We start from the raw sequence: 26094 nt of genomic DNA on the forward strand, positions 1-26094 counted from the left end.
ATTTAGTTTGAGTGATAATCATTTATAATGATATATTTTAGCCCATCACGAGTTGAGCGGATTGCGACATATTTATCTGGGTAAATCTCACGTAATTCTCTTAGAGCGATTTGAACAAGAACACCATCTAAGACTTTAGTTTGTGCTCTTCCATCTCTATCTACGCTCTCTTTTACTCCACTTAAATATCTAGAAACTGACTCTTCTTGATTTTTCAGAAATTCTGCTATTTCAAGACGAAGTTGCAGTTGATACTTTGTGTTTATCCAATTAAAAATCATATATGAAAGAGCTTTATATCTATAACCTTCTTTACCTATAAGAAGTGCAGCATCCTCGCCTTTAAACTCTATAAGCAATGTATTTTCATCATATACACTAACATCTATCTTCTCTATTTCAAAACAGATAGAGCTAAAGAGCTTATTGATATCTGCTTGAACAACTTTGGCAATTTCTGCAGTTGATTTTAAATCTTCACCGTCTAAGTTATCAAATTCATCATCATAATCAGCAAGATATGATGCAACATCATCTTCCTCATCTTCTTCCTCTTGTGTACTTACAAACGATTGAGGCATAATTGTATCGTTTAGTATTGTATGCGATTCTTTTTTTTCTTTTTTAACTTCTGTTTTAACAGCAGGTTTATCTTGTTTCTTTTGTTTTTGAGGTTTAGAGAATGTTTTAGCTTTTGGTTTTTCTTTAACTTTTACTTCTCTAGACTCTTCTTGTTTTTTAAACTCTGAGTCTAAGTCAGCATCGATTACGGCTACAATTATTGCATTCTTTTTAAAAAGCCCTAAAAAGCCACTGTTTGGGTATTGTACAACTTCTATTTTAAGTTGTGTTACAGAACACTCCAACGAAGAAGCAGCATCTTGATATGCTCCCTCTAACGTTGCGGACTCTATCTTAATCATCTTCTTTTCCAGTAGATTTTTTTGATTTTTTACTTTCTAGTTTCTCTTTTTCCATCTCTTTATGTTCGATTTTATGTGCATGGTCACTAACAGCTATTTCTGCTTCTTTAGCATTTTTAAATTGTTGATTTACAACAAATTGCTGAGCGATTGAGAAAAGATTATTTACAAACCAATAAAGAACTAGACCTGATGGGAAAGTTAAGAAGAAAAATGTAAAAATTACCGGTAAGTATTTAAATACCTTCTCTTGCATAGGGTCAGTAAAATTATTTGGGGTAAGTCTCTGTTGGAAGAACATTGAAGCACCCATCAAAAGAGGTAATATATAGTAATCATCCATACGAGAAAGGTCTGTTATCCATAACATCCATGGAGCACCTTGAAGCTCAACAGCATTTAGAAGTACACGATAAATTGCAAAGAATACTGGGATTTGCAGTAACATTGGCAAACATCCACCAAGTGGATTTGCATTATGCTTTTTATACATATCCATAACTGCAGCATTCATACGTTGTGGATCACTTTTATGTTTTGCTTGAAGTTCTTTAATCTTAGGAGAGATCTCTTTGATTTTTTGCATAGAGACCATACCTTTATAAGTTAAAGGATATAAAACTGCTCTAATCAAAAGAGTAAGTGCAATAATAGACCAACCCCAGTTACCAAATATACCGTGTAACCAAGATAGGAGAGCAAAAAGTGGTTGTGAAGCAAAAGTAAACCAACCATATTCTATAACATTTGTCAGAACTGGTTTTATATTTTTAAGGACTTTATACTCTTTTGGACCTACATAACCGCTAAATGTCGTGTTCTGTCTACCATCAAAATAAGCTACTGGATTATCATCTCTATCTCTTTCTATAATTATATTTGTATCTTTTTCAAATCCATACATAACAGAAGCATTATACTGATCAAAAGATGCTATAAGTTCTACTCCAGTAAAAGTTTTTCTACCTTCAGCATCCCCATCTTCTATGATAGTTAGAAGTTCATCATCAGTATAAACAAGTACACCAACTGCAACCATCATCTGCTCTGTTTCATTTACTTTTGGTCTTTGACCTAAATACATGAAATATCTCTTATCTTGAGAAAGAGATACTTTAGCATCATAGTGACCATCTGTATAAAAAGTTATCTCTTTTATAACTGTAATAGTTGATAGTTTTTGAGTCAATGTAATCTTTTGAGCTTCACCGTCTAAAGCTATATCACTAACACTTGAAGTATATGCCACACGCATAGCTTCATTATTTAAAATCTCATCTACAAATCTAATGTACAATGGTTTCATTCCAGTAGAAGGTATTAACTGAGCATGTCCATCCTCTTTAGTGTTAAACTTTGCTTGTAACAACTCTTTTGAACTAATACGACCCAATGTGTCAATTTTTAAAATAAAATCTTTATTTGTAACAGTTAAAATTGTATTTGTGTCACTCGCTCCATACTTCTCTACTTCAGAGATAGAATGTCCTGTTGTTTGTTCTACAGTTGAAGAAGTTCCTGATGATGTTTTTACTTGTGTAGATGAATCTTGCTTAAGTGCAATACTTTGTTCTGTTTTTTTATTAGCCTCTAGATTTTCTGGCTCCGCTGGTGGAAAAATAGCTGTATATGCTACGAAAAAAATTACTGACAATGCTACTGCTAACATAAGTCTTTGATTTGGTGTCAATTTATCTAACACGATTACCCTTTAAATGAAAAATTTTTTATTATATGAAAACGGTTTTTTTTATTTGGAACCAACCAATATTTTATAGAATCAACCCCTAGTTTTGTGGGCTTTACAGACAGTTTGTCGAGTAATGGATACTCTATACCACCATCAAATAATTGATTGCAACGAAGTATTCTAATCAAAGTGTGGTAAAAAGCACTTGAAATGGAATTATTTTCAAAGTTAATTCGTGCAAATTCACTACAAGTGGGGTAATATCTACAACTTCCAAAACCGATTAACGTAAAAAACTTCTGATATAACCATAAAAACTTAAGTAAAAACTTCCTAATCATAGTAAATCCGCTTTAAAACTTTTAGACTTAGTCAGTATTTTTTTAAAATCTAACTCTAGTTGTTGATGTGGAACTTCATTGATTGATTGTTTGGCCACAAAAATATATGTACCATCTTGTAAAGAATTTGAATATTTACAGAATAGAGCTCTAAGTTTTCTTTTAGCTCTATTTCTTTTTACAGCGTTACCAATTTTCTTAGTAGCAGTAAAACCAACTTTGTGAATTGTTTTCTTTGGGAGGGAGAAAAGCACCACACTTTGAGTATGAATGTTCTTTCCTTTTTTGTATATATACTGAAACTCTTTGTGTTGTTTCAGAGTGGAGAAACCGCCTAAACTGTCAATCTTTTACGACCTTTAGCACGACGACGATTTATTATGTTACGACCATTCTTTGTAGCCATTCTAGCTCTAAAACCATGAGTTCTTTTTCTCGGTGTATTATGAGGCTGGTATGTTCTTTTCACGACATATCCTTATTTAAAATTAAGTCCGCAATCTTACATAAAAATTACTTAAAGCGCGGTTAAGGTCCATATTGAAATGATTTAACTAGACTTTAACACTTAAAATCTTATAATCAACATATAAGAGTATATGCTCAAATAATATATTACTATTGGAAGTGTAAATGAATTTTAAAGTTAAGTTATATTTTATTATACTTCTCAGCTTTATTCTTTTAACTTACTCCTTGTATCTTAACTCTAGAAGTATTAGTGCAACTAGTGCAATGATTGATTATATTGAGACAAACCAAATTAAACTTTCATCTATGGCTTTTGAGTTTAATCACGATGTGGCTCTTCATCAATCAAATATACTTCAATCAATCATAATAAAAAATATACATTCAATAGATAATATTAATTCTTCTTTTAATCATTATCATAAAAGACTAGATGCCATTAAAACTTTTATGAATAGAAATAACATCAAAATTTACGGAATAGACAAAATAATAACTACTATTGAAAATAGAATTGTAAAATATACAGAATCTGAAAAATCTCTTATCAAAGCAATCAAATCTCAAGAACTTAACGATATATCCAACTCTTTAATCAGTTTTAATTCAATTACACTTGAGTTTTCTAATGATACTGATAAGCTTGTCAAACTTGTTGACAATAAACTAAAACAAAAAACAGAGATGCTTAAAAATACAAATGAGCAAACTCAAAAAGACATATTCTATACCTTTGTTCTAGCGGTTTTACTTATACTTTTTGCTGTTTACAAACTATCCAAACGTTATTCAGCTACTGAAAAAGAGCTTATATTAGGTGAAAAAGCAGAAATACAACAAAAAGAATTACAATATCAGCTACTTAAATATAATAATGACTTAGAAGAAGAGATATCTAAAAAAACAGAAGAGTTACATCTAAAGATATATACACACTTTTTAAGCGGTCTACCCAATAGAAATAAACTTCTAGAAGATTCTTACATATATAAATTTAAACAAATGGCTCTTCTAAATATAGATAGATTTCAAAAATTTAATGATGTTTTTGGAGAAGAAGTAGGAAATATTGCTTTAAAATTAACTGCTGCTTTTCTTACATCACAAATTGATGATGACAATACCCTCATCTACCATATAGGAGGAGATGAGTTTGTTTTTGCAGTTAAAGATTCTACAAAGCTAAATAACAGCTCCTTTATAGAAAAAATAGAAAATATACTTAAAAAATATAGAAGAGAAAACTTTATCTATGAAGATAAAAAGTTTAGTTTTATGATGAGTGCCGGGTTAGCTTTTAGTGGATCTAAAAAAATGTTAGCTTATGCAGATATGGCACTCAAAGATGCTAAAAAAAGAAATGTTCAAATATCTATATTTAATGATGACAAAGAATTAGAAAAGATACATAAAGATGATATTGAGTGTAAAAAAAAGCTAATCCACGCTATTGACACTAATAATATCATCTCTTACTTTCAGCCTATAGCACCTATTCAAGATGGTTCCATTGAAATCAAGTATGAATCTCTTGTAAGGTTAAGAGAAGATAATGGGAATATAATATCTCCATTTAGATTTATAAATGTAGCTAAACAAAACCGCGTATATCATAAACTTACTAAGGCAATTTTCCATAATACTTTTGAAGCAATTGCTAAATATGATATACCGTGTTCGATAAATATCTCAATGGAAGATATAGAAAAAGACAAAACAGTTCAAATGCTATATGCAAAATTTGATGAGTTTGAATACAATCATCATCTAACTATAGAACTTCTAGAAACTGAAGAGTTCAAAGATTATAAACGAGTTTATGACTTTTGTTTAAAAGTAAGGTCTTATGGGATTAAAATAGCCTTAGATGATTTTGGAGCTGGTTATTCAAACTTTTCACATGCACTAAATCTTCCTATTGACTATATCAAAATAGATGCTTCATTAATTTCAAACATTGACAGCGATATAAACTCTCAAATAATGGTTGAGACCATTGTCGGTCTAGCTCATAAACTAAACATACAAACAATTGCAGAATATGTTTCATCCAAAGAGATATTAGAAGTTGTTAAAAGACTCAACGTTGATTATGCTCAAGGTTACTATGTAGGCAAACCAGAGCCTATACAAAGACATATTCCATATTTACTTGATTAAAAAATCTTTTAGCGATTCACTTTGTGATTGATCATGTTTTACAGAGCTATCAAAAATTTTCTCATTTGCTCCTACATGACAATCACGACATGCCTGAATAACATCATGCTCTCTTACATTTGCTTTATTAATCTTTGACATAGGATGACATGAAAAACAGTCATCACCACACTCCGCCATACTATTTGGCTCTGCCGAATGACACTTTATACAAGTGAGCATTGGTTTATGTCTTAGGTCTTCATTTATTGTAGGAATCAGCTTGGGATGACATGTGAGACAGTCACCCGTACAAGCTAAAAGTGAGTATGTAAAGATTAGTATTAGAGTTAGGTATTTCATAACAAAATTATAACCTCTGCTTTATTTACTTAATGCTAACTTTTATTTCACCATCTTCCATGTCAAATAGAACTTTTGAACCTTCAACTACTATGCCTTCAAGAATTAACTCTGCTAGTCTATCTTCAACTATCTCATACAGAGCACGTTTAAGAGGTCTAGCACCATAAACCGGATCAAACCCAGCCTCTGCTATGTAAGCTTTAGCACTATCGCTAAGAGTAAGCTCTATGTCTCTTTGCTCTACTTTTTTCTTAATATCATTGAAGAATATATCTACAATACCTATAATCTGTTCACGACCAAGAGCATTAAAGATTACAATATCATCTAATCTATTTAAAAACTCAGGTTTAAATGCCTGCTTTAACTCACCAAGAACCATTTCATCAAGTTCATCAGAGGCTGGATTATTGATAATCTTATCACTTGCTATATTTGAAGTTAAAATAATTATAGTATTACTAAAATCAACTGTAACACCTTTGTTATCCGTTAGCCTTCCATCATCTAAAACTTGAAGGAGAATATTAAAAACATCTGGATGTGCTTTTTCAACCTCATCAAAGAGTATTACACTGTATGGTTTTCTTCTGACTGCTTCTGTAAGCTGTCCGCCCTCTTCATAACCTACATATCCTGGAGCTGCACCAACTAAACGTGATACCGCGTGTTTTTCCATATACTCACTCATATCTATACGAATCATAGAATCTTCGCTGTCAAACAAAAACTTGGCCAGTGTTTTAGCCGTTTGTGTTTTACCAACACCTGTAGGCCCTAAAAACAAAAAGCTACCAATAGGAGTGTTGGCATCTGAGAGTCCAGCTTTGTTTCTTTTTATAGCACGTGATACTGCATGAGTTGCTTTTGCCTGTCCAATTACATCACGGTTAAGTTCAGCTTCTACATTTAGAATCTTGTCTTTATCGCCTTGAAGCATTTTATTTACAGGAATATTCGTCCATCTAGATACAATAGATGCTATCGCTTCTTCATCAACACTGTTTTTCAAAAGTGTTCCTGCAAGTTGTAGTTTTTCCCAATTAGCATTTATACTTTTTTCTTCTTCTAAAAGAGCCGGTATTTCACCATACTCTATCTCTGCAGCACGGTTAAAATCAGAGTTTGACTTAGCAGTATGCGCTTCTTTTCTTTTTTTCTCAATATCATTTTTAATACCAGATATTCTCTCAAACACCTCTTTTTCAGTAGCAAACTGTGCTTCTAATGCTCTAACTTCTTCATCAACATCTGCTAACTCTTTTTCTATCTCACCGAGTCTCTTCTCATTTGCCGGAGTTTTTTCCATCTTAAGAGCTTCTTTCTCAACATGAAGTTCTGAGCTTTTTCTTTTTGCAGCTCCTAAAACATTTGGTTCAGATTCTATCTGCATCTTAAGTTCTGCCGCTGCCTCATCAATAAGGTCTATGGCTTTATCTGGTAAAAATCTATCTGCAATATATCTATCTGAGAGTTTTGCCGCTGCGACAAGTGCGCTGTCTGTAATCGTCACATTATGATGTGTCTCTAAGCGCTCTTTAATTCCACGTAAAATCTGTAAAGATTGGTTTACCGTAGGCTCATCAAGATTAATTGGTAAGAATCTTCTTTGAAGCGCCATATCTTTTTCAAAGTATTTTCTATACTCTTTAAGAGTTGTTGCCCCTATAGTATGAAGCTCACCACGAGCTAGTGCCGGTTTTAAGATGTTTGCAGCATCCATGCTTCCCTCACTAGCTCCAGCTCCAACAATAGTATGAATTTCATCTATAAACAGAATGATATTACCGCTTTGCTTTACTTCATCTATAACAGCCTTAAGTCTATCTTCAAACTCTCCTCTGTATTTTGCACCTGCGATAAGTGCACTCATATCAAGTGCTACTAATCTTTTGTTCTGCAAAGAAGTTGGAACTTTGTTATCACTAATACGTTGAGCTAAACCTTCAACAAGTGCTGTTTTACCAACTCCTGGTTCACCTAAAAGCATAGGATTGTTTTTTGTTTTACGGATAAGTATCTGCATCATACGAGTTATCTCTTCATCACGCCCAATTACTGGCGAGAGCTTACCTTCTTTCGCCTCTGCTGTTAAATCGATTCCATATTTTTCTAAAGATTCTAAAGTCTCATCTGAACTTTGAGAGTCTATCTTTGCTCCACCCCTAGATGCTTCTAGATTTTTAGCTAGCTCTGAGACATCTATATATTTTTTTAAGATGCTTGCATATGGTTCATCTTTTAAATTAGCAAGTATGTAAGTGTCTACGGCTAAAAAGGTATCCCCATTTTTTGTCATAAGTCCAGCACCATTTTCTAGTGTATGAACAAAATCTCTAGAGAGTTTTACATTCTCTTTTGATACTGTAGAAGATTTTGGCAATTTCTCACTTAGACTTTTAACATCTAACTCCATTGCTATCTTATCTATGTTCATTTTGTTAAACATCTGATTTAATACAGAATTAGAATTGGTAAGTAGCGCCCATAGAAAGTGTATGCTACCAACTTCTTGGTTTTTATTGTGTAGTGCCAACGAAATAGCAGACTCTATCGCTTCTGTCATATTGTGTGTTAATTTTTCAAAAATACCATTGCTCATCTTAAATTCCTCAATTATGTTTCTTGTTTTAGAGCCTAAGCTCACTAAAGTTTTATTTATATAATAATTATATCAAGTTGAGTGTATTATTGTCAAGTAAGCTTAGTCAATTATGATCAGAATGTGATTTATATCTACATTAGTTAATTTATAATATAATCATTAAAATTTTAGCACCACTTTTTTACTAAGGACCTAAATTGTCAACAATTTTAGAAGCTATAACAAATCGTTCCTCTAAAAGATCTTACCTTTCAAAACCAGTATCAAAAGAGATTCAAGAAAAAATTTTAAAAGCTGCTAGCATGACACCGAGTGGTGCTAATATCCAACCTTGGATTGTTTACGCAATCAGCGATAAAGATGTACTAACAAATATTGGTGATGCCATTATTGAAAAGATGGATGCTGGTGTAGAAAATGACCAGTTTATTCAATACTATCCAATAAAGTGGAAAAACCCTTATAAAAAACGTCGCATCGAAACTGGTGTAGGCTTGTATACTCTTATGGAAGTAGATAGAAAAGACATAGCTAAACGAACTGAGATGTGGCATGACAACTTCAGATGGTTTGGTGCTTCTACCGTATTTTTTGTTTTTACAGATGAAGCTTTAATAGATAATGCACAAGGAGCTTTAATAGACTGTGGCGCATATATGCAAAGTCTAATGCTTGGGGCAAAAGAGTTTGGACTTGACACTTGTCCACAAGGCTCAACAACGGAGTTTGGTAAAGTAGTTGCAGATATTTTAGATACTCCCGACAATCTGGCACTTTTGTATAGCGTAGTTATAGGTTATGCGGATGAAGATGCTAAAATAAACTCATATCAACCCTCAAGAGTATCAATGGAAGATAACGTCACTTTTATTTAGTCTTTAGTGGGCTCAGTGCCTCAAAACAATAGAATCGCTCGCGTAGCGATGTTTCTTTAGAGCGAAGTAAAAGGGATTTGTTCCTTTTACGGACTAATCAATAGAAACTTTTTTGCTCATATCTTTTGAGCATACTCTCATTACCACTAACCCCACCACTATGAATATATAAAATCTCTTCATCAGTTTTAGCCAAAAGAGCTTCCCACATTCCGGGGGCATAGAGTAAATCAAACTCTATCCCAGATAGTAAAAGTTTTTTATATATATCTAAAAATTCTGGATAAAGTTTGGCAAAATGATGTTTTTTATTTGGTTCTAGTATGATGAGATTTTTAGGTATTTCACTTAAAGCTTGCATCTGTTGTTTTAAATACTTAACATCTCCAACGCAAGGTGTTGTATATATTTTAAACTCCGGAAGTGCCAAAGCTAAGAATAGAGCAGTTGTTCCTGTTCCCGACGGTGTAGCCAAAGATCTAAGTTTTAGATTTGCGCTTCTAATCTCCTCAGCTAAAACTTCCAGCCCTTTTTTTGCATCTTCAACCGCTCCACCCTGATCTACAATAAACGTAGTGACATCTATAGTGAGAGATAAGGAAGCTATAAAATCTTTATAAAAAGATTCTTCTATCTCTATATGCTTCATTCCAAGTTTTACAGAATGAAAGTAGTTTCCATGAGAAAAACTCTTTTGAGTTTTACTTAAAGGTTTAGTATAGTACTCAAACTCCCAGCTCTTTCTTTTACACACAGCTGCAATTGCAAGCATAGCATTTGATTGAGTTCCGCCATAAGAGATAATTTTGTTAAGTTTATTTGATGGTGTTTTTAAAAGAGTATAGAGTTTTCTGTACTTGTTTCCTGCTAAAAAAGGATCTATTAAGTCATCTCTTTTAACATAAAAGTCTCTCCCCTCTAATGAAATCTTAGAGATAGGAGAGTTATTCATATAGATATTTATTTGATAGTTGCTTTGTTCTTTAGTTGTTCCATTTTAGCTTGCATAACAACTTTAAATTTTTCCATTTTTAGTCTCTGTTCGATAAAAGATTTAACTTCTGTAAATGCCAATGTTTTTTTATCTTTTTTATCTTCTAAGTAAATAACATGGTAACCAAACTGTGTTTTAACAGGTTCTGAAAGAGTTCCAACTTTCATATCAAATACTTTATCATTGAATTCTGGAACCATTTGACCTTGAGCAAAATAACCTAAGTCTCCACCTTTTGGCCCACTAGGTCCTGTAGATTTCGCTTTTGCTTCTTCTATGAACTTAGCTTTAAGAGCTTCGCCTTTTGAAGATTTTAAACTTTTAACAATATCTTTAGCTTCAGCTTCTGTTTTAACAAGAATATGACGAGCGTGTACAGTCTCTTTTTCATTAAACTCTTCTTTATTTTTGTCGTAATAGTTTTTTAATTCTTTATTTGATACTTTAACTTTATCAAGTTGTTGTTTTTGCCATACTTGAATAGCTAACTCTTTTTTAACTCTATCTTGTACTTTTACGAACTCATCTTTAAAGTCTTTAGATTTTAACACACCAGTTTTTTTAGCATCTCCAAAAACCAACTCTTTAGCAACTAATTGTTCTAGAACTTGTTTTCTAAATTCTGCTTGTTTTTCAGCAGGAACTTGATTGAATCTACCTTGTGTTGCATTCATAAGAGCAGTATCAACATCTTGTTGAGTAATTTGTGTACCATTTACAGTAATCAGTGTCGTAGCACTTACTAATGTACTCATTAATAGTAAAGTAGTAGCAATTTTAGTCATTTTAATCATATATATTCCTTTTAATTCAAAAATTTTAGTCGCTTTATACTAACCATTATTAAACAGAAGTTATTTTAAGCTATTTTTCTAGTCAATTTCAAGTTTAATATAGTATTACAAATAGAAATATTCTTTTAAAATATCTAGATTCAATTTAAAATTAAATTATAATTTTTACATCATTAAGCTAATTAAATTTGGTAAAATAGCATTATGAAAAAAGCAACAAAAAAAGATATTTTAGAAATACATAAACTTTTTATAGACAGATATAGTGATGCGGTAACTGAGTTAAAATATAAAAATGCTTATGAGCTTGTAGTGGCTGTTGCACTTTCCGCACAATGTACCGACAAAAGAGTAAATATTCTCACTCCAAAACTCTTTGAGATGTATCCTAATCCAAAAGAGTTGGCAGTAGCAGATTTAGATGATATAAAAGCGCTTATTAACAGTTGTTCGTTTTTCAACAATAAAGCTAAAAATATCATAGCAATGGCACAAAGAGTTGTTGAAGTCTATAATGGTGAGATTCCTATGAATGAAAAAGAGTTAATAACTCTTGGTGGAGTAGGACAAAAGACTGCGAATGTTGTGATGATTGAGTATACGGGAGCTAATCTGATGGCTGTTGATACTCATGTCTTTAGAGTCTCTCATAGACTTGGATTAAGTGATGATAAAACAGCCACAAAAACAGAAGCGACACTTGTGAGAAAGTTTAAAAACAATCTTCATGCTCTGCATCAAGGAATGGTTTTGTTCGGTCGTTATATTTGTACGGCAAAAAATCCAAAGTGTGATGAGTGTTTTTTAACAGAGTTTTGTAAAACAAAAGAGACGTTCAAGGTTTAAGTATATTGGTACAACAAATGCTTGCATCTTCTTATGACAAAAACACTACTACTTCTATTAACAACAATGATTTCCATAGGATGTGTAAATACATATGCTATAGAGAGTAAATATTACACTAACTGCAAAGAGTATTACGATTTTCAAGGTTTTTACCACAATGAATGTAAAGAGAATAAAGCTAAAATCTATTATAACAATATAAATACCAATTCTGATTTTATTGATAAAACTATATATGACTTGTTAGAAAACAAGCTAGAACCAGAGAAGCCTGAGAAGCCAGAAAAGACAAAATAGAAGATAAGAAGCACTTATTTGACACTCTTAAATTCTCTGCCCTATGCTGAAGTAATTTTTATTTTACTGCTATGAAAGTTGCGAAATTTGCCCAACGAAATACTACCTCACAGTGTGAGAAGCCACAGTTTCTAGCCATTTTAATATTTTCTTCTTCGCTGTATGGAACTAAAACATTCTCTAGAGCTTCTCTTTTTTGCATAATCTCATACTCTGAATATCCCTGCTCTTTTTTAAAGTCATAATAACACTCTATAAGATCTTTGTTGAGTTTTGAATGATGGCTTATAACCTTTTCGCTGAAGATAAAAATACCATCTTTTTTAAGGGATGCGACTATCTTCTTTACAAGTTCTTCTCGAACTAAAGGACGTATAAACTGTAATGTATAATTACTAACAAAAACATCTGCTTGCTTATAATCATACTCTAATATATCAGCATTTTTCAGTTCTACTTTAGCCCCAAGTGCAACACACTTTTTTCTGGCCTGTTCAAGCATTGCATCTGAGTTATCTAATCCTACAAGCCTTGCATCTACTTTTAATTTTCTACTTATATTAATAAGAAGAGATGCTGTTGATGAACCTAAATCATAGAGAATAGAATTATCCTTTAGATTCTTAAGCGCAAAAAATTCCGTAATCTTTTGAGACTCTTTATAAAAAGGCACACTTCTCGCTAACATATCGTCAAATACTGCTGCAACTTCTTCATCAAATTCAAATTGTTTTTCTATCGGTTTTGTAAATACTTTATCATTCATAATCATATTTTAGCTAAAATGTTATCAATTCAAAAAACAAACAGTGAGAAAATATGGAAATAAATACTTCAACATGGATGATGATATTTTTTGTACTATTATTGGTAGTTAGCATCTACAAGATTTATGCTTTTTTACCAAACAAACCCTTAGTAGATGACGATACCACAAAAGAGTCTCAAGAAGAGCTTTTAAAAATAATACTTAAAGTTATAAAAGAGAGTAATGGAGAGTTAAGCCATAGTGAACTTTTCATGAAAGTGCAAGATGATGATACTTTCAATAAGAAAAGATTTTGGAGATTTAATCAAAACAGACTAAACCAACTATTAAACTACTATCATTTACAAAATATTCAGACTAACTCTATTAAAGATATATATCATGATTTAAAGGCTTAAAAGCCTTTAATCTTAGTTCCTATTTAGTCCATTTAAATCAGCAAATGCTTCTTCTACACGAGCCACTAAAGTCTCTTGTCCGGCTCTTAACCATTTTCTAGGGTCGTAGTATTTCTTGTTTGGCTTATCTTCACCCTCTGGGTTACCAATTTGAGCTTGTAAGTAGTCATTATATTTTTCGATATATGCTTTTGTCCCTACCCAAGTAGCCCACTGAGTATCTGTATCTATGTTCATTTTGATAACACCGTAAGAGATTGCTTCACTTATCTCACTCTCAAGTGAACCTGAACCACCATGAAACACAAAGTTTACAGGCTTATCCTCTGTTGCAAATTTTTCTTGAATATACTTTTGAGAATTATCTAAAATTTTAGGAGTTAGCATTACATTACCCGGTTTATAAACACCATGAACATTACCAAACGAAGCTGCTATTGTAAAGTCTGGGGAGACCTTGTTTAGCTCTTCATACGCATATGCAACTTCCTCTGGCTGAGTATATAAAAGAGCATTATCTATGTTAGTGTTATCAACACCATCCTCTTCACCGCCAGTCACACCAAGTTCTATCTCAATACTCATACCGATTTTACTCATACGCTCCAAATATACTTTAGAAGTAGAAATATTTTCTTCTAATGGCTCTTCTGATAAATCTAACATATGTGAAGAGTATAATGCTTTACCCGTATGCTTAAAGTGTTTTTCTCCAGCATCTAAAAGTGCGTCTATCCAAGGAAGTAATTTTTTAGCAGCATGATCCGTATGAAGAATAACTGCTACACCATAAGCCTCAGCCATCATGTGAACATATTTTGCTCCAGCTATAGCACCAGCAATTGCAGCTTTTTCTCCTACATTGCTCAAACCTTTACCTGCAAAATAAGAAGCCCCACCATTACTAAACTGAATAATTACAGGAGATTTTACTTTCGCTGCAGCTTCTAATACCCCGTTGATAGAGTCAGTTGAAACAACATTTACAGCAGGAATCGCGAATCCTATCTTCTTTGCCATGTTGTAAACTTTTTGTACATCATCTCCAAAAAGAACACCTGGTTTTACAATATCTAATATGCCTTTGCTCATTACTCTTCCTATTTTTATTATATCTGTGATTATAATATAAGCTTTATTTAAAATAACTTTTTTGTTAAGTTTTTATGTTAAAATGGTCAAAAAAAATAAAGTTTATAATGCCTAGAAAAAACAATAACGAATGGACTACAGATATTGTCCTGATTGATATCATAAACTTTTCTAAACTAGAAGCAAAGAATCAAGTAGAACTTATCAATTTATTGACTAAAAGTTATAAAAAGATGATAGAGAAAATGCTACATACTTCAAACATGTCCTTAAATGATTTGATTCTTGGCTATATTTCTACTGGCGATGGGTTTTACTGCATCTTAAACCCTAAGTTGAAAGGGTATGGAACTATTTTAGGACTTAGTTTCAACTACTTCTCAGAACATATTGAAAAGAAGTATTCATACTTTGAAGGACTTAGAATTGCAGTACACACAGGTAAAATATATGAATTTATAGATATACTTGGCAATAAGAACTATATAGGTGATGGATTAAATGACTGTGCAAGATATCTAGAAATTAAAAACTATAAAATATCTACAATCATGGTCTCAGACACTGCTTATGAAAACTTAAAAGTTTTTTTAGACAGATATAAAGATTTCAACACTCTGTTGATAGAGAGAGAGTTTAAATACTCATCTCCATACACCTTTGAAGATAAACACCAAAATAAAAAAGAGGGTCGCTTAGTATGGTTGCGAAAGGCTGGTATAATTAACCCGCCAAATACTAATTTCAATTCAATGCTTAAGAGATAAAAGGGATAAAAAATGCAACTAACTATAGATGAATATTCAAAACAGTTTAAAATGTCAAAAGAGATGATAAACTCAAGACTAAGAGCAAAAAAATTAAACTATCTAATAGATGATGCTGTAACATATATACTTGTTGACGATATTTCTACTCATATAAAAGATAAAAAAGTTGAAATTCTACAAGAAAAAAAAGCGATTGTGAAGCCTAAAACAACAGTTGGCACTGTTATAGCACTATACCAAAGAGAAAATACTCAACTAAAAGAAAAAATCATTCAGCTTGAGAGTAAAATAGATAGACTTATAGATGATAAAGAGCAGATGCTTCGTGATGAACGTGACAAAATAGAACAACTATATAATAAAAAAGATGAACAATTAAAAAATATATTAGAACTTGTAAATACAAAAATGATGCTTGAACATCAAGAGCAAACTATTCACGAAGTTGAGACATTAGAAAAAGATAACATTTCAGATATCAAACCAGAGCTGGGAATTGTTGAGTTAAAAAGTCACCTTAAAACATTAAACTTAAAGTCTTATCAGAGAAAAGTAATTAAACGAAGATTTTTATCTGTATATGACAACGATGTTAGAGTTGTTCACAAAGAAGGTAAACTATATTTAGACTTTTCAAAGTACGATTATAGTGATTTACTTTCGTATTGATTAATAGAGTTATATGAATGAGTGAAATTAAAAATACAATAATTAAAACTAAAAATATTAAAAAATCGATGACTACTTTTGCATCTGAGCACTTCACACCTCTAAATGAGTGTGACTTTGAGATTCAAAAAACTGCCACATATATCAAAACAAGTTTAGATGATGAATTTAAACTATTTAATGAAGACATTAATGAGCATTACAAAGATGAACAAGCTATTATAAATCAACATGTTGAATTTAAACAACTATACACAATCATAGCCATGAAACCAACAAATATAGAAATGAAACTAAACTATTCCCTAGAAATGGGTGAGTTTGCCTGCAATCCAAAGCTAATTTTACACCCTGACTCACATATACTATATAAAACACATAAACCTATTGAAACATACAAACTATTACTTCAAGAGGTAAATAAGATTAAAGCTAAAAATGGAATTTTAATAAATATTTTTGATGAAAAAATGATTAAAAATTTAAAAGCTTTCACAAAATATTTATATGAAGAGAAGTTCAAAAAGAAAGTTAGGATCCCGCTATTTGAAGGGATTGAACCAGAAGTAAGTAAAGCTGGAAAGCTTATAATGTGGTTTAAGCATAAAGAGTCCAAACAAAAGCATCAGATTACAGAAGTTAAAAAAGATGAAGTTTTAGTTGAATATAAGAAACCAAAATATGGCAAGAGTGGATTTAACTCTCATGGTAGACAACTCGACAAAGATTATGCCAAGAAAGCAGATGATCTTCAAACACCAATAGATAATACAAGTGTATACATAGAAGAGGATGAGAATAAAAAGCTCTACAAAAGTAAAGTTAAAGGGTTTGTTCATTTTAGCAGTACAAAATTAAGTGTCGATAACAAAGTAAAAATGGCAAAAATAACGAGAATTGAAGACTCTTTAGCCAAAGAAGAGGACAACAATATAGAAGTACATATCTCTCAAAGTGATACATCTAAAGACAGTATCGGTGAGGGAGTTGAACTTACAAGTGAGACAATACATGTAAATGGTCATGTTGGTGCAAACAGCATCTTAGAGGCTGTAAATATGCGGATTGATGGAGCTACACATCAAGACTCCATGCAATTTGCAAGAGTGGCAATAATAAACAGACATAAAGGTAAGCTTAGATGCCATGATGCGAAAATAGCGCTTCTTGAAGGTGGTACTGTTCATGCGACGAATATAGAAATAGAAGCTTGTCTTGGTGGAGTGGTGTATGCCCAAAATGTAAAGATAGGTCATGTAAAAAGTAATTTAAAAGTTTATGCTTCTAAGTCTATTAGTATCAGACTTGTAAGCGGTGAGGATAACCTTTTTAAAATCAACTATAAAGATATACCTATCTTAAACTCCAGAATTGCCCTTATAAAAGAAGATATTGAAGAGTTGAAATTTTCACTTGAAGAAGCCAGTAGACACAACAAGTCTGAAGTAGAAACGATTCAAGAGCAGATTAAAAAATTTAAAAATGAAATAGATAGCATTAAAGATTCTTCATTAAACGCAACTATAAGTATAGAAAAGCCATTAATAGGTTTAAACAGCATCATTTTTACACTTGAGAATGATAAAGAACTAATCTACAAGACAGAAGCTCAAAGCTACAAACCTTTCTATTTAGAAGTATCTGAAGAAAAAATCACCCTCCAACCTGTAAACAAATCAATCTCCCTTTCTTAAAAAAAAAATTATAATTAAATAAATTTCATGAAAATCATATACAGTATTCCGTGTATAATACAATATATAATTAATATTATAGTATTATAAACTACATTAATACACTAATAAATATATATAAGTAGATATATATAACACATTTAATTAAAATAAATGTATATTTAAGTATATATTTCGTATACTTCTCCTTATGCAAATTGATGATCTATTTAACATTCTTCATAACTCGTTAGAATCAAAAAATAATGGGAAAAAAGTATCTCTTAAAGATATGGCTAACTCACTTGGTATAGCTATGCGTACATATCAGGATTGGAAGCTAGGTAGAGCTAAACCTCAAGCTGCTTCAGTAGTTATGAAAATGTTGGGAAGATTAGATGATGATGAGATTATTAGAGCTGTTAGAAAAATCAATAAACTTGAAGAGGTATAGTATATGAGCGCATTAACTAAACAGGAGAGAGATGGTTTAGAAGATATATTTTTGTCCATTGGCAAGAATAGTAGTAAATATTCAAAATTAAAGGAATTTTCATCTTTAATTATGTCTAAGAATATAAGCCTTAACACATCAAAGTTCTTGAAGATGGCTAAAATAGGACTGAAAGAGTCAAAATTACCGCAATTTATTACACTTTTCTTCAAAAAGAAGAAAAATTTAAGCAAATAAACTATAAAGTATCCCTAGCTGAATTATTTTTGCACAAGGCTTTCTGGTGCTTATGCTTAATAATTTCGGAAATCTTTATGAATCTAAGGGTATATATATGAACAAAGCTCAATTCGTTGAATTAGTACAAGCAAGTGGTGATTACAAAACTAAAGTTGAAGCAGAAGCTGCAATTAAAGCATTTACAGAGGCTGTAACAACTGCTCTAGTAAAAAAAGAAGATGTTTCTTTAGTAGGTTTTGGTAGTTTTGCTGCAAACCTTCAAAAAGGTAAAAGTGGTAAAGTTCCAGGTACAGATAAGACTTATACTACTCAGGACAAAATGGTTCCTAAATTTAAAGCTGGTAAAGGTCTTAAAGACCGTGTTGCAGCTGGTAAATAGTTTCCAAAAACTCATTGCGTCAAAAGCAATGAGTTTTTTTTCTTTATGAGTATATCTTCAATTTTCTCTCTATTTAAAAAAAAACAAAAAACTCTAAAACTTCCAGATTCACTATTAATTAAAAAACTAAAAGAAGTTAGTAAAAATAACAACCTAAGCATCTACGAAAATACAACTATATATCATCATACTCAAAGCTTTTCTATCCCTCTTCTAATTTTTGATTCTACTAGAGGAATTTATCTCTTTGAATATAAAGAGTGGTCATATAATGATTTAAAAAAAACAACTATATCAAAAGCAACAAACCATGGCTCAAGCGACAAAAGTCTTTCCTATAAAGAAACACATGATTTTATAAAACAGAGATTAAATGAGTTAACACACAGCGACTCTGTTCCTATATATAACTATTTGCTTATGGAAAATCTAAACAGTGATGAATATCAAAATCTTGATGAATCATTTAAAGAACTTCTTCCATATCAAAAAGTTATCTTTAGCAACTCTCTAGAATCTGATATATTACATAAACTAAAAGAGACACCTATTCCTGATTTTGATATGCCAGACGAAGTACAAATAATGGGTAATTTACTTGTTCAGTACCTTATTTTTTCTAAAGATAAGAGTATGCATCTAGCAAGTAAAGCTCAGATGGAGTTTATCGATTCTAAAATTGAGGGGATACAGACTTTAAGTGCAAATGCATATTCAGGAAAGACAAGCTCAATTCTTTTAAAAGCAATATTGGAAAACTTTAGAAATCCTGAAATTAAAATCATTATAATTGAACCTACTGTTTTAGCTTGTGATTTATTAAAACAAAAACTGCTAAATATAATAGAATATGCAATTGTAGAAGTTGATATGAGCTCTATTGAGATTATCACCCCAATCGCTCTAGTTAATAGACATCTAGAAAAATTAAATAAACCGCAACTTGAAGTTATTCTTTATATAGAGAATAAGCTTATGCAAAAAAAGTTTGATATCGCTGATTTAATTATTTGTGATGACTCTAATCTGCTCTCTTTAGAATTTATCGATTATTTAGAACATATACAAAAAAACTCTTCTTTGCTTTTAGTTAATGAGTATAACGATGTAGATGCCAACTTTAGATTTGAAAAAAACTTTAAAAATAAAGAATTAGAAGTAGTTTTTAAACAGGCTAATCAGCAGGCTAAAGCATTGAGGATTATTTCTAAGTTACTTGAAGAAAATAAATCTAATGAAATTTTAGTTGTAGGGAATAACTTAAGCAAAAGAAAATTAAATGATGATTTGGATTTTTTTATTGCAGATAAAGCAGTTTTATTAGATAGTTCTAGAAATTTAATATATCAAGATTTAAACAATTTACTCTTATGCTCCTACGCAGAAATAAGTGCAATGAGTTCTAAATATGTAATACTATTAGATGTTGGGGAGGCTTCATTAAATGAGGTAGAATATGCACTAAATTTGGCAGAAGACACGGCTTATGTAATCTATGAACAAAGCAGTGAAAATATAAAAATCTTAAAGGAAAAAAATGTTTAAAACACTACTAGCACTTTTATTGTTTAGTACAATAAATTTACAAGCAGAGGATAATAATCCTCACGTTATTATAGAAACAACTCAAGGTAATATAGAACTAGTTCTATACAAAGACATTGCACCGCTAACGGTAGAAAATTTTACAACACACGTAAAAAATGGATACTACAATGGTGTAGCTTTTCACAGAGTTATCAAAGGATTTATGATTCAAGGTGGTGACCCAACTGAAAGTGGTAGAGGTGGTGAAAGTATTTGGGGCGGATCTTTTAAAGATGAATTCAAAGATAAAACATTTGACAAAGTAGGAATTCTTGCCATGGCAAATTCAGGACCTAACACAAACGGCAGCCAGTTTTTTATAACTACAGCTAAAACTCCTTGGTTAAACGGAAGACACACTATTTTTGGTCAAATAACAGATAAATCTTTAAAAACACTCATGAAATTAAATAATATTCCTACATTAGGCAGGAGTGGCGGGGATAGACCTCAAGAGCGTCAAGAAATAATTAAAGCTTATCTTAAATAATAAAAACTGATGTTTCAAAATTTATAGAATATTACAAAGCTTTGTAATATTCTCGTAACCTTAATCTCGATATAATTCCAAAAATTATTACACAATGGTTACAAGAGGGAAATTATGGAAATTCAAACTATGAATAAACTTGAAAAAGAGGCACTAAAAAAGAGTGGAACAGATTTTACAAGATTAGGTTTCGCACTATTTTTTATGATAGGTGTTTTAACATTTAGTTTTTTAAGTAATGGCGGAATTTCAAACAATATGTTCCTCGCTGTTGCTGCCCTTATTGGTGCCTATATGGCAATGAATATCGGAGCTAATGATGTTGCCAACAACGTCGGTCCTGCTGTTGGTTCTAAAGCTCTAACTCTTACAACTGCCATAATAATTGCTGCTATTTTTGAAGCTGCTGGTGCACTAATTGCCGGTGGTGAAGTTGTTAATACCATCAAAAAAGGCATTATTGATATCTCAGCTTTTGGCGGCAATCCAGATCCATTCATCTGGGCAATGATGGCAGCTCTTCTAGCAGCTGCACTATGGCTTAACTTTGCAACTATGATGCGTGCTCCTGTTTCAACTACTCACTCTATTGTTGGTGGAGTTATGGGTGCTGGTATTGCCGCAGCTGGCTTTTCTATTGTATCTTGGGCAACAATGGCCAAAATTGCTGCTTCATGGGTGATTTCACCTATTCTTGGTGGAGTTATTGCGGCGATTTTTCTTTTTTCAATTAAAAAATCAATTGTATTTAAAGATGATAAGGTTAAAGCAGCCAAGCAATATGTGCCGATTTTTGTAGCTATAATGTCTTGGGCGTTTGTTACATATTTAACTCTAAAAGGTCTTAAAAAAATATGGCCTCAAGTTGTTGAAACTCTGAATATGTTGCCACTTGTAGCAATTGAGATGACTAAAAAACCAACTCTTACTACTGCTCTTATTTTTGGTCTAATAACGGCTGTAATAGTATACTTTTTTGTAAAAACTAAAGTTAATTCAAGCACAACAACTCTCGAGAATAATAAAGCTTCAGTAAATACTCTATTTACAATTCCTCTTATCTTTGCAGCAGCACTACTAAGTTTTGCTCACGGTGCAAATGATGTTGCAAATGCAATCGGACCATTAGCTGCGATTAATGACGCCGTTGTAAATGGAGGAATCTCTTCTAAAGCTTCAATCCCTTTATGGGTAATGGGTGTTGGTGCTCTTGGTATCGCTCTTGGCCTTGCTCTTTATGGTCCAAAACTCATTAAGACAGTTGGTAGTGAGATTACAGAGCTTGATCAGATAAGAGCATTCTCTATAGCAATGGCTGCTTCTATTACAGTTATTATTGCCTCTCAACTTGGTCTTCCTGTAAGTTCTACTCACATTGCTATTGGTGGTGTGTTTGGTGTAGGCTTTTTAAGAGAATGGTTACATCTTAATGATGTGGGTAGAACTATCGAGGATGACAAGCAGGCTATCATCGATGAGAAAAAAAATCTTCACGCATATAACGCTGAGCTTAAAACATTAGAAGCAAAAGACGCAAAAATTCAAGAAGATTATGAAAGAATTGTTGAACTATATAAATTTATAGCAGATGAAGAAAAGCAAATCAAAACAGCCAAAAAAAGCATCAAAAAAACTAAAAAAGTTGAATTTGTAAAAAGAGAGGCAATTAAGAAAATCATTACTGCATGGGTTGTTACTGTCCCAGCTGCAGCAGTTCTGGCAGCTGTACTGTTTTTCATGATTAGAGGGATTATGGTTTAGATATCTGCTTCACTCTTGACACAATTTCTACCGAAATCTTTTGCAAGATACAGAGCTTTATCAGCTCTATCTATTACATCTTGCATGTCCTCACCTTCTCTAACTTGAGAAACACCAAAACTAGCGGTAACTTGCCCTACAATATCTATAGATAAATCTTCTATAGCTTTTCTTAACTTCTCAGCAATAGAAATGGCATGTTTAAGGTCTGCTGTTGGTAACATTATAAGAAACTCTTCACCACCCCATCTACATACAACATCAATATTTCTAAGTATTTTTAAAAGAGTGTGTGAAACTTGTACAAGAGTTTTATCCCCCGCGTTATGTCCATAAACATCATTTACTTTTTTAAAGTAGTCTATATCTAAAATTATAATTGACATATCATTATGTCTTTGAATCATTGATGTATATGAGGATAGATATAACTGAGAGAACTTATGCCTATTATAGAGTCCAGTCAACGAATCTGTAGATGCAATATTTTCGTACTCTATGTTTTTATTGTGAAGCTTCAAGTTTATTTCACTAAGCTCATCTTGATACTCTTTCATAAGAATTGCCCACTTAGAGTAAGTAAGAGATATTAACTCTTTTTGAGTGATTATTCCAGAGAGTAAACCATCATCATCTACAACTACAACTCTTTTATAATGTCTATCTTTTATAAAACTAAGTGCTTCTCTGATTGATGCGTTTTTATGAATAGAATCTACCGGTGATGACATGTGTTGTTCTATATCTACATCTAAATCAGTTTTATTTTTAACAAGTTCCATAATATCTTTTGTAGTAAAGATTCCTACAGGTTTTAAATCTTCCACAACTACCACATTATCATAAAGAGTACCATCATTATTTATAACACAGATATGTTCCGTGGAATTATTTAAATATTCTACTGTATCTAATATGTTCTTTTCTTTGTTTATCACCGGTATTTTTAATAGATTTAACTCAGATAAAGGGGTATTTACATCTACCTTTTTTTCCTGAACATTTAAAATATCTATAATACTCATAATATAAAAATCATTATTATCTGTAACTATAATATTTCTATGCTCATTATTTAGCATCATATTAATTGTTTCATTAAAAGTACTCTTTATGTCTATAGAAACTACAGAAGTTGTAGCAATATCACCTATATTTGGAAACTTCATAAAACTCCTTTATATTGCATCTAATGCCTGTTGAATTTTTATAGCTTGTATATGCTCAGCTACATCGTGAACACGAATAGTTGAAGCACCATTTCTAATTGCTTCAAGATGTAAGGCGAGTGTTGCTGGTAATCTATCTTTAGCAAAAGACGCAGATATTTTATCTATCATAGATTTTCTTGAAGCTCCAACTAGAAGTGTCTTTTGCAGAGTTAAAAAATGTTCTAGATGCTTAATAAGTTCTAAGTTATGCTCTAGCGTTTTTCCAAAACCTATACCTACATCTAAGCTAATGTCTTTGACTCCAAAACTCTCAGCTTTTTGAATTCTCTCTTCAAAAAAGGAATATATATCGCTAAGAATATTTTCATACTTAGGTTCTTTTTGCATAGTTTGTGGTGTGCCTTGCATATGCATAATGATTGCACGAGCATTGTAACTAGCACACAACTTACAGACTTCATCATTAGCTAAACCAGTAATATCATTAACTATTTTAAAACCACTATTTAAAGCATATTCAACAACTGAAGGTTCATAACTGTCTATACTAAAATCTACTTTTTCATATAATTTTTGCTCTTTAATAATCTCAAGTATCGGCTTAACTCTTTGTAACTCTTCTTTTGCATCTACTTGCTTAGTGTTTGGAGCAGATGAGACTCCACCTATATCTATAATATCTGCACCCTCTTCTATCATTCTCTCAATAGCAGCTACAGCATCACTATCTACAAACCTACTCCCAGAGAAAAAACTATCGTCATTTGCATTTATAATACCCATGACTTCTATAGCTTTAGTTTTTTTTATCTTTAAAAACTCTTGGAGTTTTTTTGCCAGAATTTTTAGTCCAAATGGTTGTGCCAACTCTTTTTTGCTGAGAGTTTTTAACTGTGCAGTTGTAGCTATTAAGATACAGTTTACAGTGGGGGTAGCTGCTATAACAGTACCTTTTGGAACAGCTAAATCAGCACCAATAGAGAGAGCATCTTGCTTTAAAATGTTTGCCCCACCAACGTGAAGATCTCTTATGTAGATAATATGATTAGTCATTTTTGAAGCTAGTATGTTAACTCCGCCACCATCAACACCTAACTCTTTTAGATATTTAGTAGCATCTATATGATTTGAGAGTTTCTCAATTTGCATCTATAAACCCCATAAGAATAAGTGCTAAAACACTTTGCGGTCTTGAATTTAATTCTAAAAGTCTATATGCCTTATCAAAGTTATCTAATTGATTTTTAGAGAGAATTAACATATCTACAACAGTAGCTCTATGATAAAGTGCTTCTACTATAACTTTCGCTTCATTTTTTTTTATTCTTGCATTTGTCTTTAAAAATGAAAAAACTGCTTCATAATCCAATTTTGCTAAATTGAGTTCACACTCATAAGATGTATGTGATGTTATACCTTTAAGTATTGGTAGTCTTGAGCGAACTGTGGGAAGAAGATTTGATTTTGTTGGAGAGATAATAATAAATTCTATATTTCTTGGAGGTTCTTCTAAAACTTTTAGTAGTGAGTTTTGCGAAACTGCATTAAACTCTAATGCTCCTAGTATTATATACTTAATTTGAGCCTCGCTTATGTAGGCTTCAGCCACAACTGCTTTTGCATGCTCGATAAGAAACTTCTCCTCTACAAACTCTACTATCCTGTTTGGTTTTAACAGTTCTTTTAGTTTTTCAACCTCAGCTTCTATATCGCTAGATATTAGTATATGACTTTTTATACTCTCATGATTTAACATCCACTTCTCCAAATATTGTAGCATTTAACGAAGCATCAAAAAGTTTGTAAAGTTGTAAAAGTTTTATATCTCTCTTAGGATCGTAAGATTTCAGAGTAAACCCATTAAGGTATTCTTCATCAAAAATCCAAAAATAACTATTATCTTTTCTTTTAGCAATATCCGATCTCTTATCATCACCCTTACCTATATACCAAAAGAAGTAGTCGTCTTTGTATGAAAGTGATATCATATCTTCAACAACATCTATCATCTCTCCACCACTTACATTTCCATAGTGCTGATAAAGACTATCCATACTTACAATAGGTAAAAGTGGTCTATCTAGATTCATCTCATTAATTGAGCATAAAATATATTGCTCGAACCATTTTCTTTTTTCATCAGTAATAAGAATTATAGTTTTACCATTTAAAATTTGCTCTAGAGCTAAAGAGAGAGGGTTAGTCCAGTCAAATCGCTGTTCTTCTAACCAGCTAAGATATGCACCATCTTCTCTAATAACATCTAAACTCCACTGTGCAAAATCTTGCATCTAGG

Annotated in this window: 29 protein-coding genes; 14 read left to right on the forward strand and 15 right to left on the reverse strand. The window is 31.8% G+C overall.

The window, feature by feature from the left end:
• Positions 1-2 precede the first annotated feature (2 nt).
• Genes ACLHDE_RS11655 through rpmH form a run of 5 tightly spaced genes read right to left on the reverse strand, consistent with a single transcriptional unit; the run spans position 3 to position 3423 of the window.
• Positions 3-923 (reverse strand): Jag N-terminal domain-containing protein, encoded by a 921-nt coding sequence (locus tag ACLHDE_RS11655; protein ID WP_415396585.1) that lies wholly within the window; start codon positions 921-923, stop codon positions 3-5.
• Positions 916-2592: a membrane protein insertase YidC gene (gene yidC, locus ACLHDE_RS11660; RefSeq protein ID WP_415398543.1), complete on the reverse strand. Its 1677-nt coding sequence runs from the start codon at positions 2590-2592 to the stop codon at positions 916-918. Before yidC ends, ACLHDE_RS11655 begins: the two co-directional genes overlap by 8 nt.
• Positions 2593-2627: 35 nt before the next feature.
• Positions 2628-2954, reverse strand: a complete 327-nt coding sequence (yidD, locus tag ACLHDE_RS11665) for a membrane protein insertion efficiency factor YidD (protein WP_415396586.1) — start codon at positions 2952-2954, stop codon at positions 2628-2630.
• Complete coding sequence (rnpA, locus tag ACLHDE_RS11670; RefSeq protein ID WP_415398544.1) at positions 2951-3301, reverse strand: ribonuclease P protein component; 351 nt, start codon at positions 3299-3301, stop codon at positions 2951-2953. Before rnpA ends, yidD begins: the two co-directional genes overlap by 4 nt.
• Positions 3289-3423, reverse strand: coding sequence for a 50S ribosomal protein L34 (gene rpmH / locus ACLHDE_RS11675; RefSeq protein WP_297686279.1), 135 nt, complete (start codon positions 3421-3423; stop codon positions 3289-3291). The genes rnpA and rpmH overlap by 13 nt, the downstream gene beginning before the upstream one ends.
• A 164-nt stretch (positions 3424-3587) precedes the next feature.
• On the opposite strand from rpmH, the gene ACLHDE_RS11680 reads away from it, so the two are divergent.
• On the forward strand, positions 3588-5585 hold the full coding sequence (locus ACLHDE_RS11680; RefSeq protein ID WP_415396587.1) for an EAL domain-containing protein: 1998 nt from the start codon (positions 3588-3590) through the stop codon (positions 5583-5585).
• Here ACLHDE_RS11680 and ACLHDE_RS11685 read toward each other — a convergent pair.
• Both ACLHDE_RS11685 and ACLHDE_RS11690 read right to left on the reverse strand, forming a co-directional pair.
• Positions 5574-5927: a hypothetical protein gene (locus ACLHDE_RS11685; protein ID WP_415396588.1), complete on the reverse strand. Its 354-nt coding sequence runs from the start codon at positions 5925-5927 to the stop codon at positions 5574-5576. The two genes, ACLHDE_RS11680 and ACLHDE_RS11685, sit on opposite strands and share 12 nt — an antisense overlap.
• Before the next feature lie 25 nt (positions 5928-5952).
• The gene (locus ACLHDE_RS11690; protein WP_415396589.1) at positions 5953-8532 is read right to left on the reverse strand and encodes an ATP-dependent Clp protease ATP-binding subunit; all 2580 of its coding nucleotides are present in this window, start codon (positions 8530-8532) and stop codon (positions 5953-5955) included.
• A gap of 200 nt (positions 8533-8732) precedes the next feature.
• On the opposite strand from ACLHDE_RS11690, the gene ACLHDE_RS11695 reads away from it, so the two are divergent.
• Positions 8733-9410 carry a nitroreductase gene (locus ACLHDE_RS11695; protein WP_415396590.1) on the forward strand — a complete coding sequence of 226 codons (678 nt, stop codon included), beginning with the start codon at positions 8733-8735 and terminating at the stop codon, positions 9408-9410.
• Positions 9411-9507: 97 nt separating this feature from the next.
• On the opposite strand, the gene ACLHDE_RS11700 is transcribed toward ACLHDE_RS11695, so the two are convergent.
• Positions 9508-10362 (reverse strand): 1-aminocyclopropane-1-carboxylate deaminase, encoded by an 855-nt coding sequence (locus tag ACLHDE_RS11700; protein WP_415396591.1) that lies wholly within the window; start codon positions 10360-10362, stop codon positions 9508-9510.
• Between the two features lie 8 nt (positions 10363-10370).
• Positions 10371-11198 carry a peptidyl-prolyl cis-trans isomerase gene (locus tag ACLHDE_RS11705; RefSeq protein ID WP_415396592.1) on the reverse strand — a complete coding sequence of 276 codons (828 nt, stop codon included), beginning with the start codon at positions 11196-11198 and terminating at the stop codon, positions 10371-10373.
• Positions 11199-11402: 204 nt separating this feature from the next.
• On the opposite strand from ACLHDE_RS11705, the gene nth reads away from it, so the two are divergent.
• On the forward strand, positions 11403-12044 hold the full coding sequence (gene nth, locus ACLHDE_RS11710) for an endonuclease III (protein ID WP_415396593.1): 642 nt from the start codon (positions 11403-11405) through the stop codon (positions 12042-12044).
• Between the two features lie 33 nt (positions 12045-12077).
• Positions 12078-12344 (forward strand): hypothetical protein, encoded by a 267-nt coding sequence (locus tag ACLHDE_RS11715; protein WP_415396594.1) that lies wholly within the window; start codon positions 12078-12080, stop codon positions 12342-12344.
• A gap of 58 nt (positions 12345-12402) precedes the next feature.
• On the opposite strand, the gene cmoA is transcribed toward ACLHDE_RS11715, so the two are convergent.
• Positions 12403-13110 carry a carboxy-S-adenosyl-L-methionine synthase CmoA gene (gene cmoA / locus ACLHDE_RS11720; RefSeq protein WP_415396595.1) on the reverse strand — a complete coding sequence of 236 codons (708 nt, stop codon included), beginning with the start codon at positions 13108-13110 and terminating at the stop codon, positions 12403-12405.
• 53 nt (positions 13111-13163) lie between these two features.
• On the opposite strand from cmoA, the gene ACLHDE_RS11725 reads away from it, so the two are divergent.
• Positions 13164-13511, forward strand: coding sequence for a hypothetical protein (locus tag ACLHDE_RS11725; RefSeq protein ID WP_415396596.1), 348 nt, complete (start codon positions 13164-13166; stop codon positions 13509-13511).
• Between the two features lie 12 nt (positions 13512-13523).
• Here ACLHDE_RS11725 and fbaA read toward each other — a convergent pair whose 3' ends face one another.
• On the reverse strand, positions 13524-14603 hold the full coding sequence (fbaA, locus tag ACLHDE_RS11730; protein ID WP_415396597.1) for a class II fructose-bisphosphate aldolase: 1080 nt from the start codon (positions 14601-14603) through the stop codon (positions 13524-13526).
• A 107-nt stretch (positions 14604-14710) separates the two neighbouring features.
• Between fbaA and ACLHDE_RS11735 the strand changes: the two genes are divergently transcribed.
• From ACLHDE_RS11735 to ACLHDE_RS11775, 9 genes are all read left to right on the forward strand, one after another.
• Positions 14711-15370, forward strand: coding sequence for a hypothetical protein (locus ACLHDE_RS11735; RefSeq protein WP_415396598.1), 660 nt, complete (start codon positions 14711-14713; stop codon positions 15368-15370).
• 12 nt (positions 15371-15382) lie between these two features.
• The gene (locus tag ACLHDE_RS11740) at positions 15383-16042 is read left to right on the forward strand and encodes a hypothetical protein (RefSeq protein WP_415396599.1); all 660 of its coding nucleotides are present in this window, start codon (positions 15383-15385) and stop codon (positions 16040-16042) included.
• A gap of 17 nt (positions 16043-16059) precedes the next feature.
• Complete coding sequence (locus tag ACLHDE_RS11745; RefSeq protein ID WP_415396600.1) at positions 16060-17736, forward strand: flagellar assembly protein A; 1677 nt, start codon at positions 16060-16062, stop codon at positions 17734-17736.
• 190 nt (positions 17737-17926) lie between these two features.
• A complete protein-coding gene (locus tag ACLHDE_RS11750) occupies positions 17927-18169 on the forward strand; it encodes an XRE family transcriptional regulator (RefSeq protein WP_415396601.1) in 243 nt (80 codons plus the stop codon).
• 3 nt (positions 18170-18172) lie between these two features.
• The gene (locus tag ACLHDE_RS11755; RefSeq protein ID WP_415396602.1) at positions 18173-18406 is read left to right on the forward strand and encodes a hypothetical protein; all 234 of its coding nucleotides are present in this window, start codon (positions 18173-18175) and stop codon (positions 18404-18406) included.
• Positions 18407-18503: 97 nt separating this feature from the next.
• On the forward strand, positions 18504-18788 hold the full coding sequence (locus ACLHDE_RS11760) for an HU family DNA-binding protein (RefSeq protein ID WP_415396603.1): 285 nt from the start codon (positions 18504-18506) through the stop codon (positions 18786-18788).
• 45 nt (positions 18789-18833) lie between these two features.
• Positions 18834-20333, forward strand: coding sequence for a hypothetical protein (locus ACLHDE_RS11765; protein WP_415396604.1), 1500 nt, complete (start codon positions 18834-18836; stop codon positions 20331-20333).
• On the forward strand, positions 20326-20865 hold the full coding sequence (locus tag ACLHDE_RS11770; RefSeq protein WP_415396605.1) for a peptidylprolyl isomerase: 540 nt from the start codon (positions 20326-20328) through the stop codon (positions 20863-20865). Before ACLHDE_RS11765 ends, ACLHDE_RS11770 begins: the two co-directional genes overlap by 8 nt.
• Positions 20866-20979: 114 nt before the next feature.
• Positions 20980-22626, forward strand: coding sequence for an inorganic phosphate transporter (locus ACLHDE_RS11775; RefSeq protein WP_415396606.1), 1647 nt, complete (start codon positions 20980-20982; stop codon positions 22624-22626).
• Here ACLHDE_RS11775 and ACLHDE_RS11780 read toward each other — a convergent pair.
• From ACLHDE_RS11780 to ACLHDE_RS11795, 4 genes are read right to left on the reverse strand one after another with little or no spacing between them, the layout of a single operon-like run.
• Positions 22623-23795, reverse strand: a complete 1173-nt coding sequence (locus ACLHDE_RS11780) for a diguanylate cyclase (protein WP_415396607.1) — start codon at positions 23793-23795, stop codon at positions 22623-22625. The genes ACLHDE_RS11775 and ACLHDE_RS11780 overlap by 4 nt on opposite strands.
• Before the next feature lie 9 nt (positions 23796-23804).
• Positions 23805-24947: a dihydropteroate synthase gene (gene folP / locus ACLHDE_RS11785; protein ID WP_415396608.1), complete on the reverse strand. Its 1143-nt coding sequence runs from the start codon at positions 24945-24947 to the stop codon at positions 23805-23807.
• A complete protein-coding gene (locus ACLHDE_RS11790; protein ID WP_415396609.1) occupies positions 24937-25578 on the reverse strand; it encodes a DNA polymerase III subunit delta' in 642 nt (213 codons plus the stop codon). The genes folP and ACLHDE_RS11790 overlap by 11 nt, the downstream gene beginning before the upstream one ends.
• A complete protein-coding gene (locus ACLHDE_RS11795; protein WP_415396610.1) occupies positions 25541-26089 on the reverse strand; it encodes a HobA family DNA replication regulator in 549 nt (182 codons plus the stop codon). Before ACLHDE_RS11795 ends, ACLHDE_RS11790 begins: the two co-directional genes overlap by 38 nt.
• Positions 26090-26094: the final 5 nt, after the last annotated feature.

The organism is Sulfurimonas iocasae, from assembly GCF_047716755.1.
Taxonomy (GTDB): domain Bacteria; phylum Campylobacterota; class Campylobacteria; order Campylobacterales; family Sulfurimonadaceae; genus Sulfurimonas.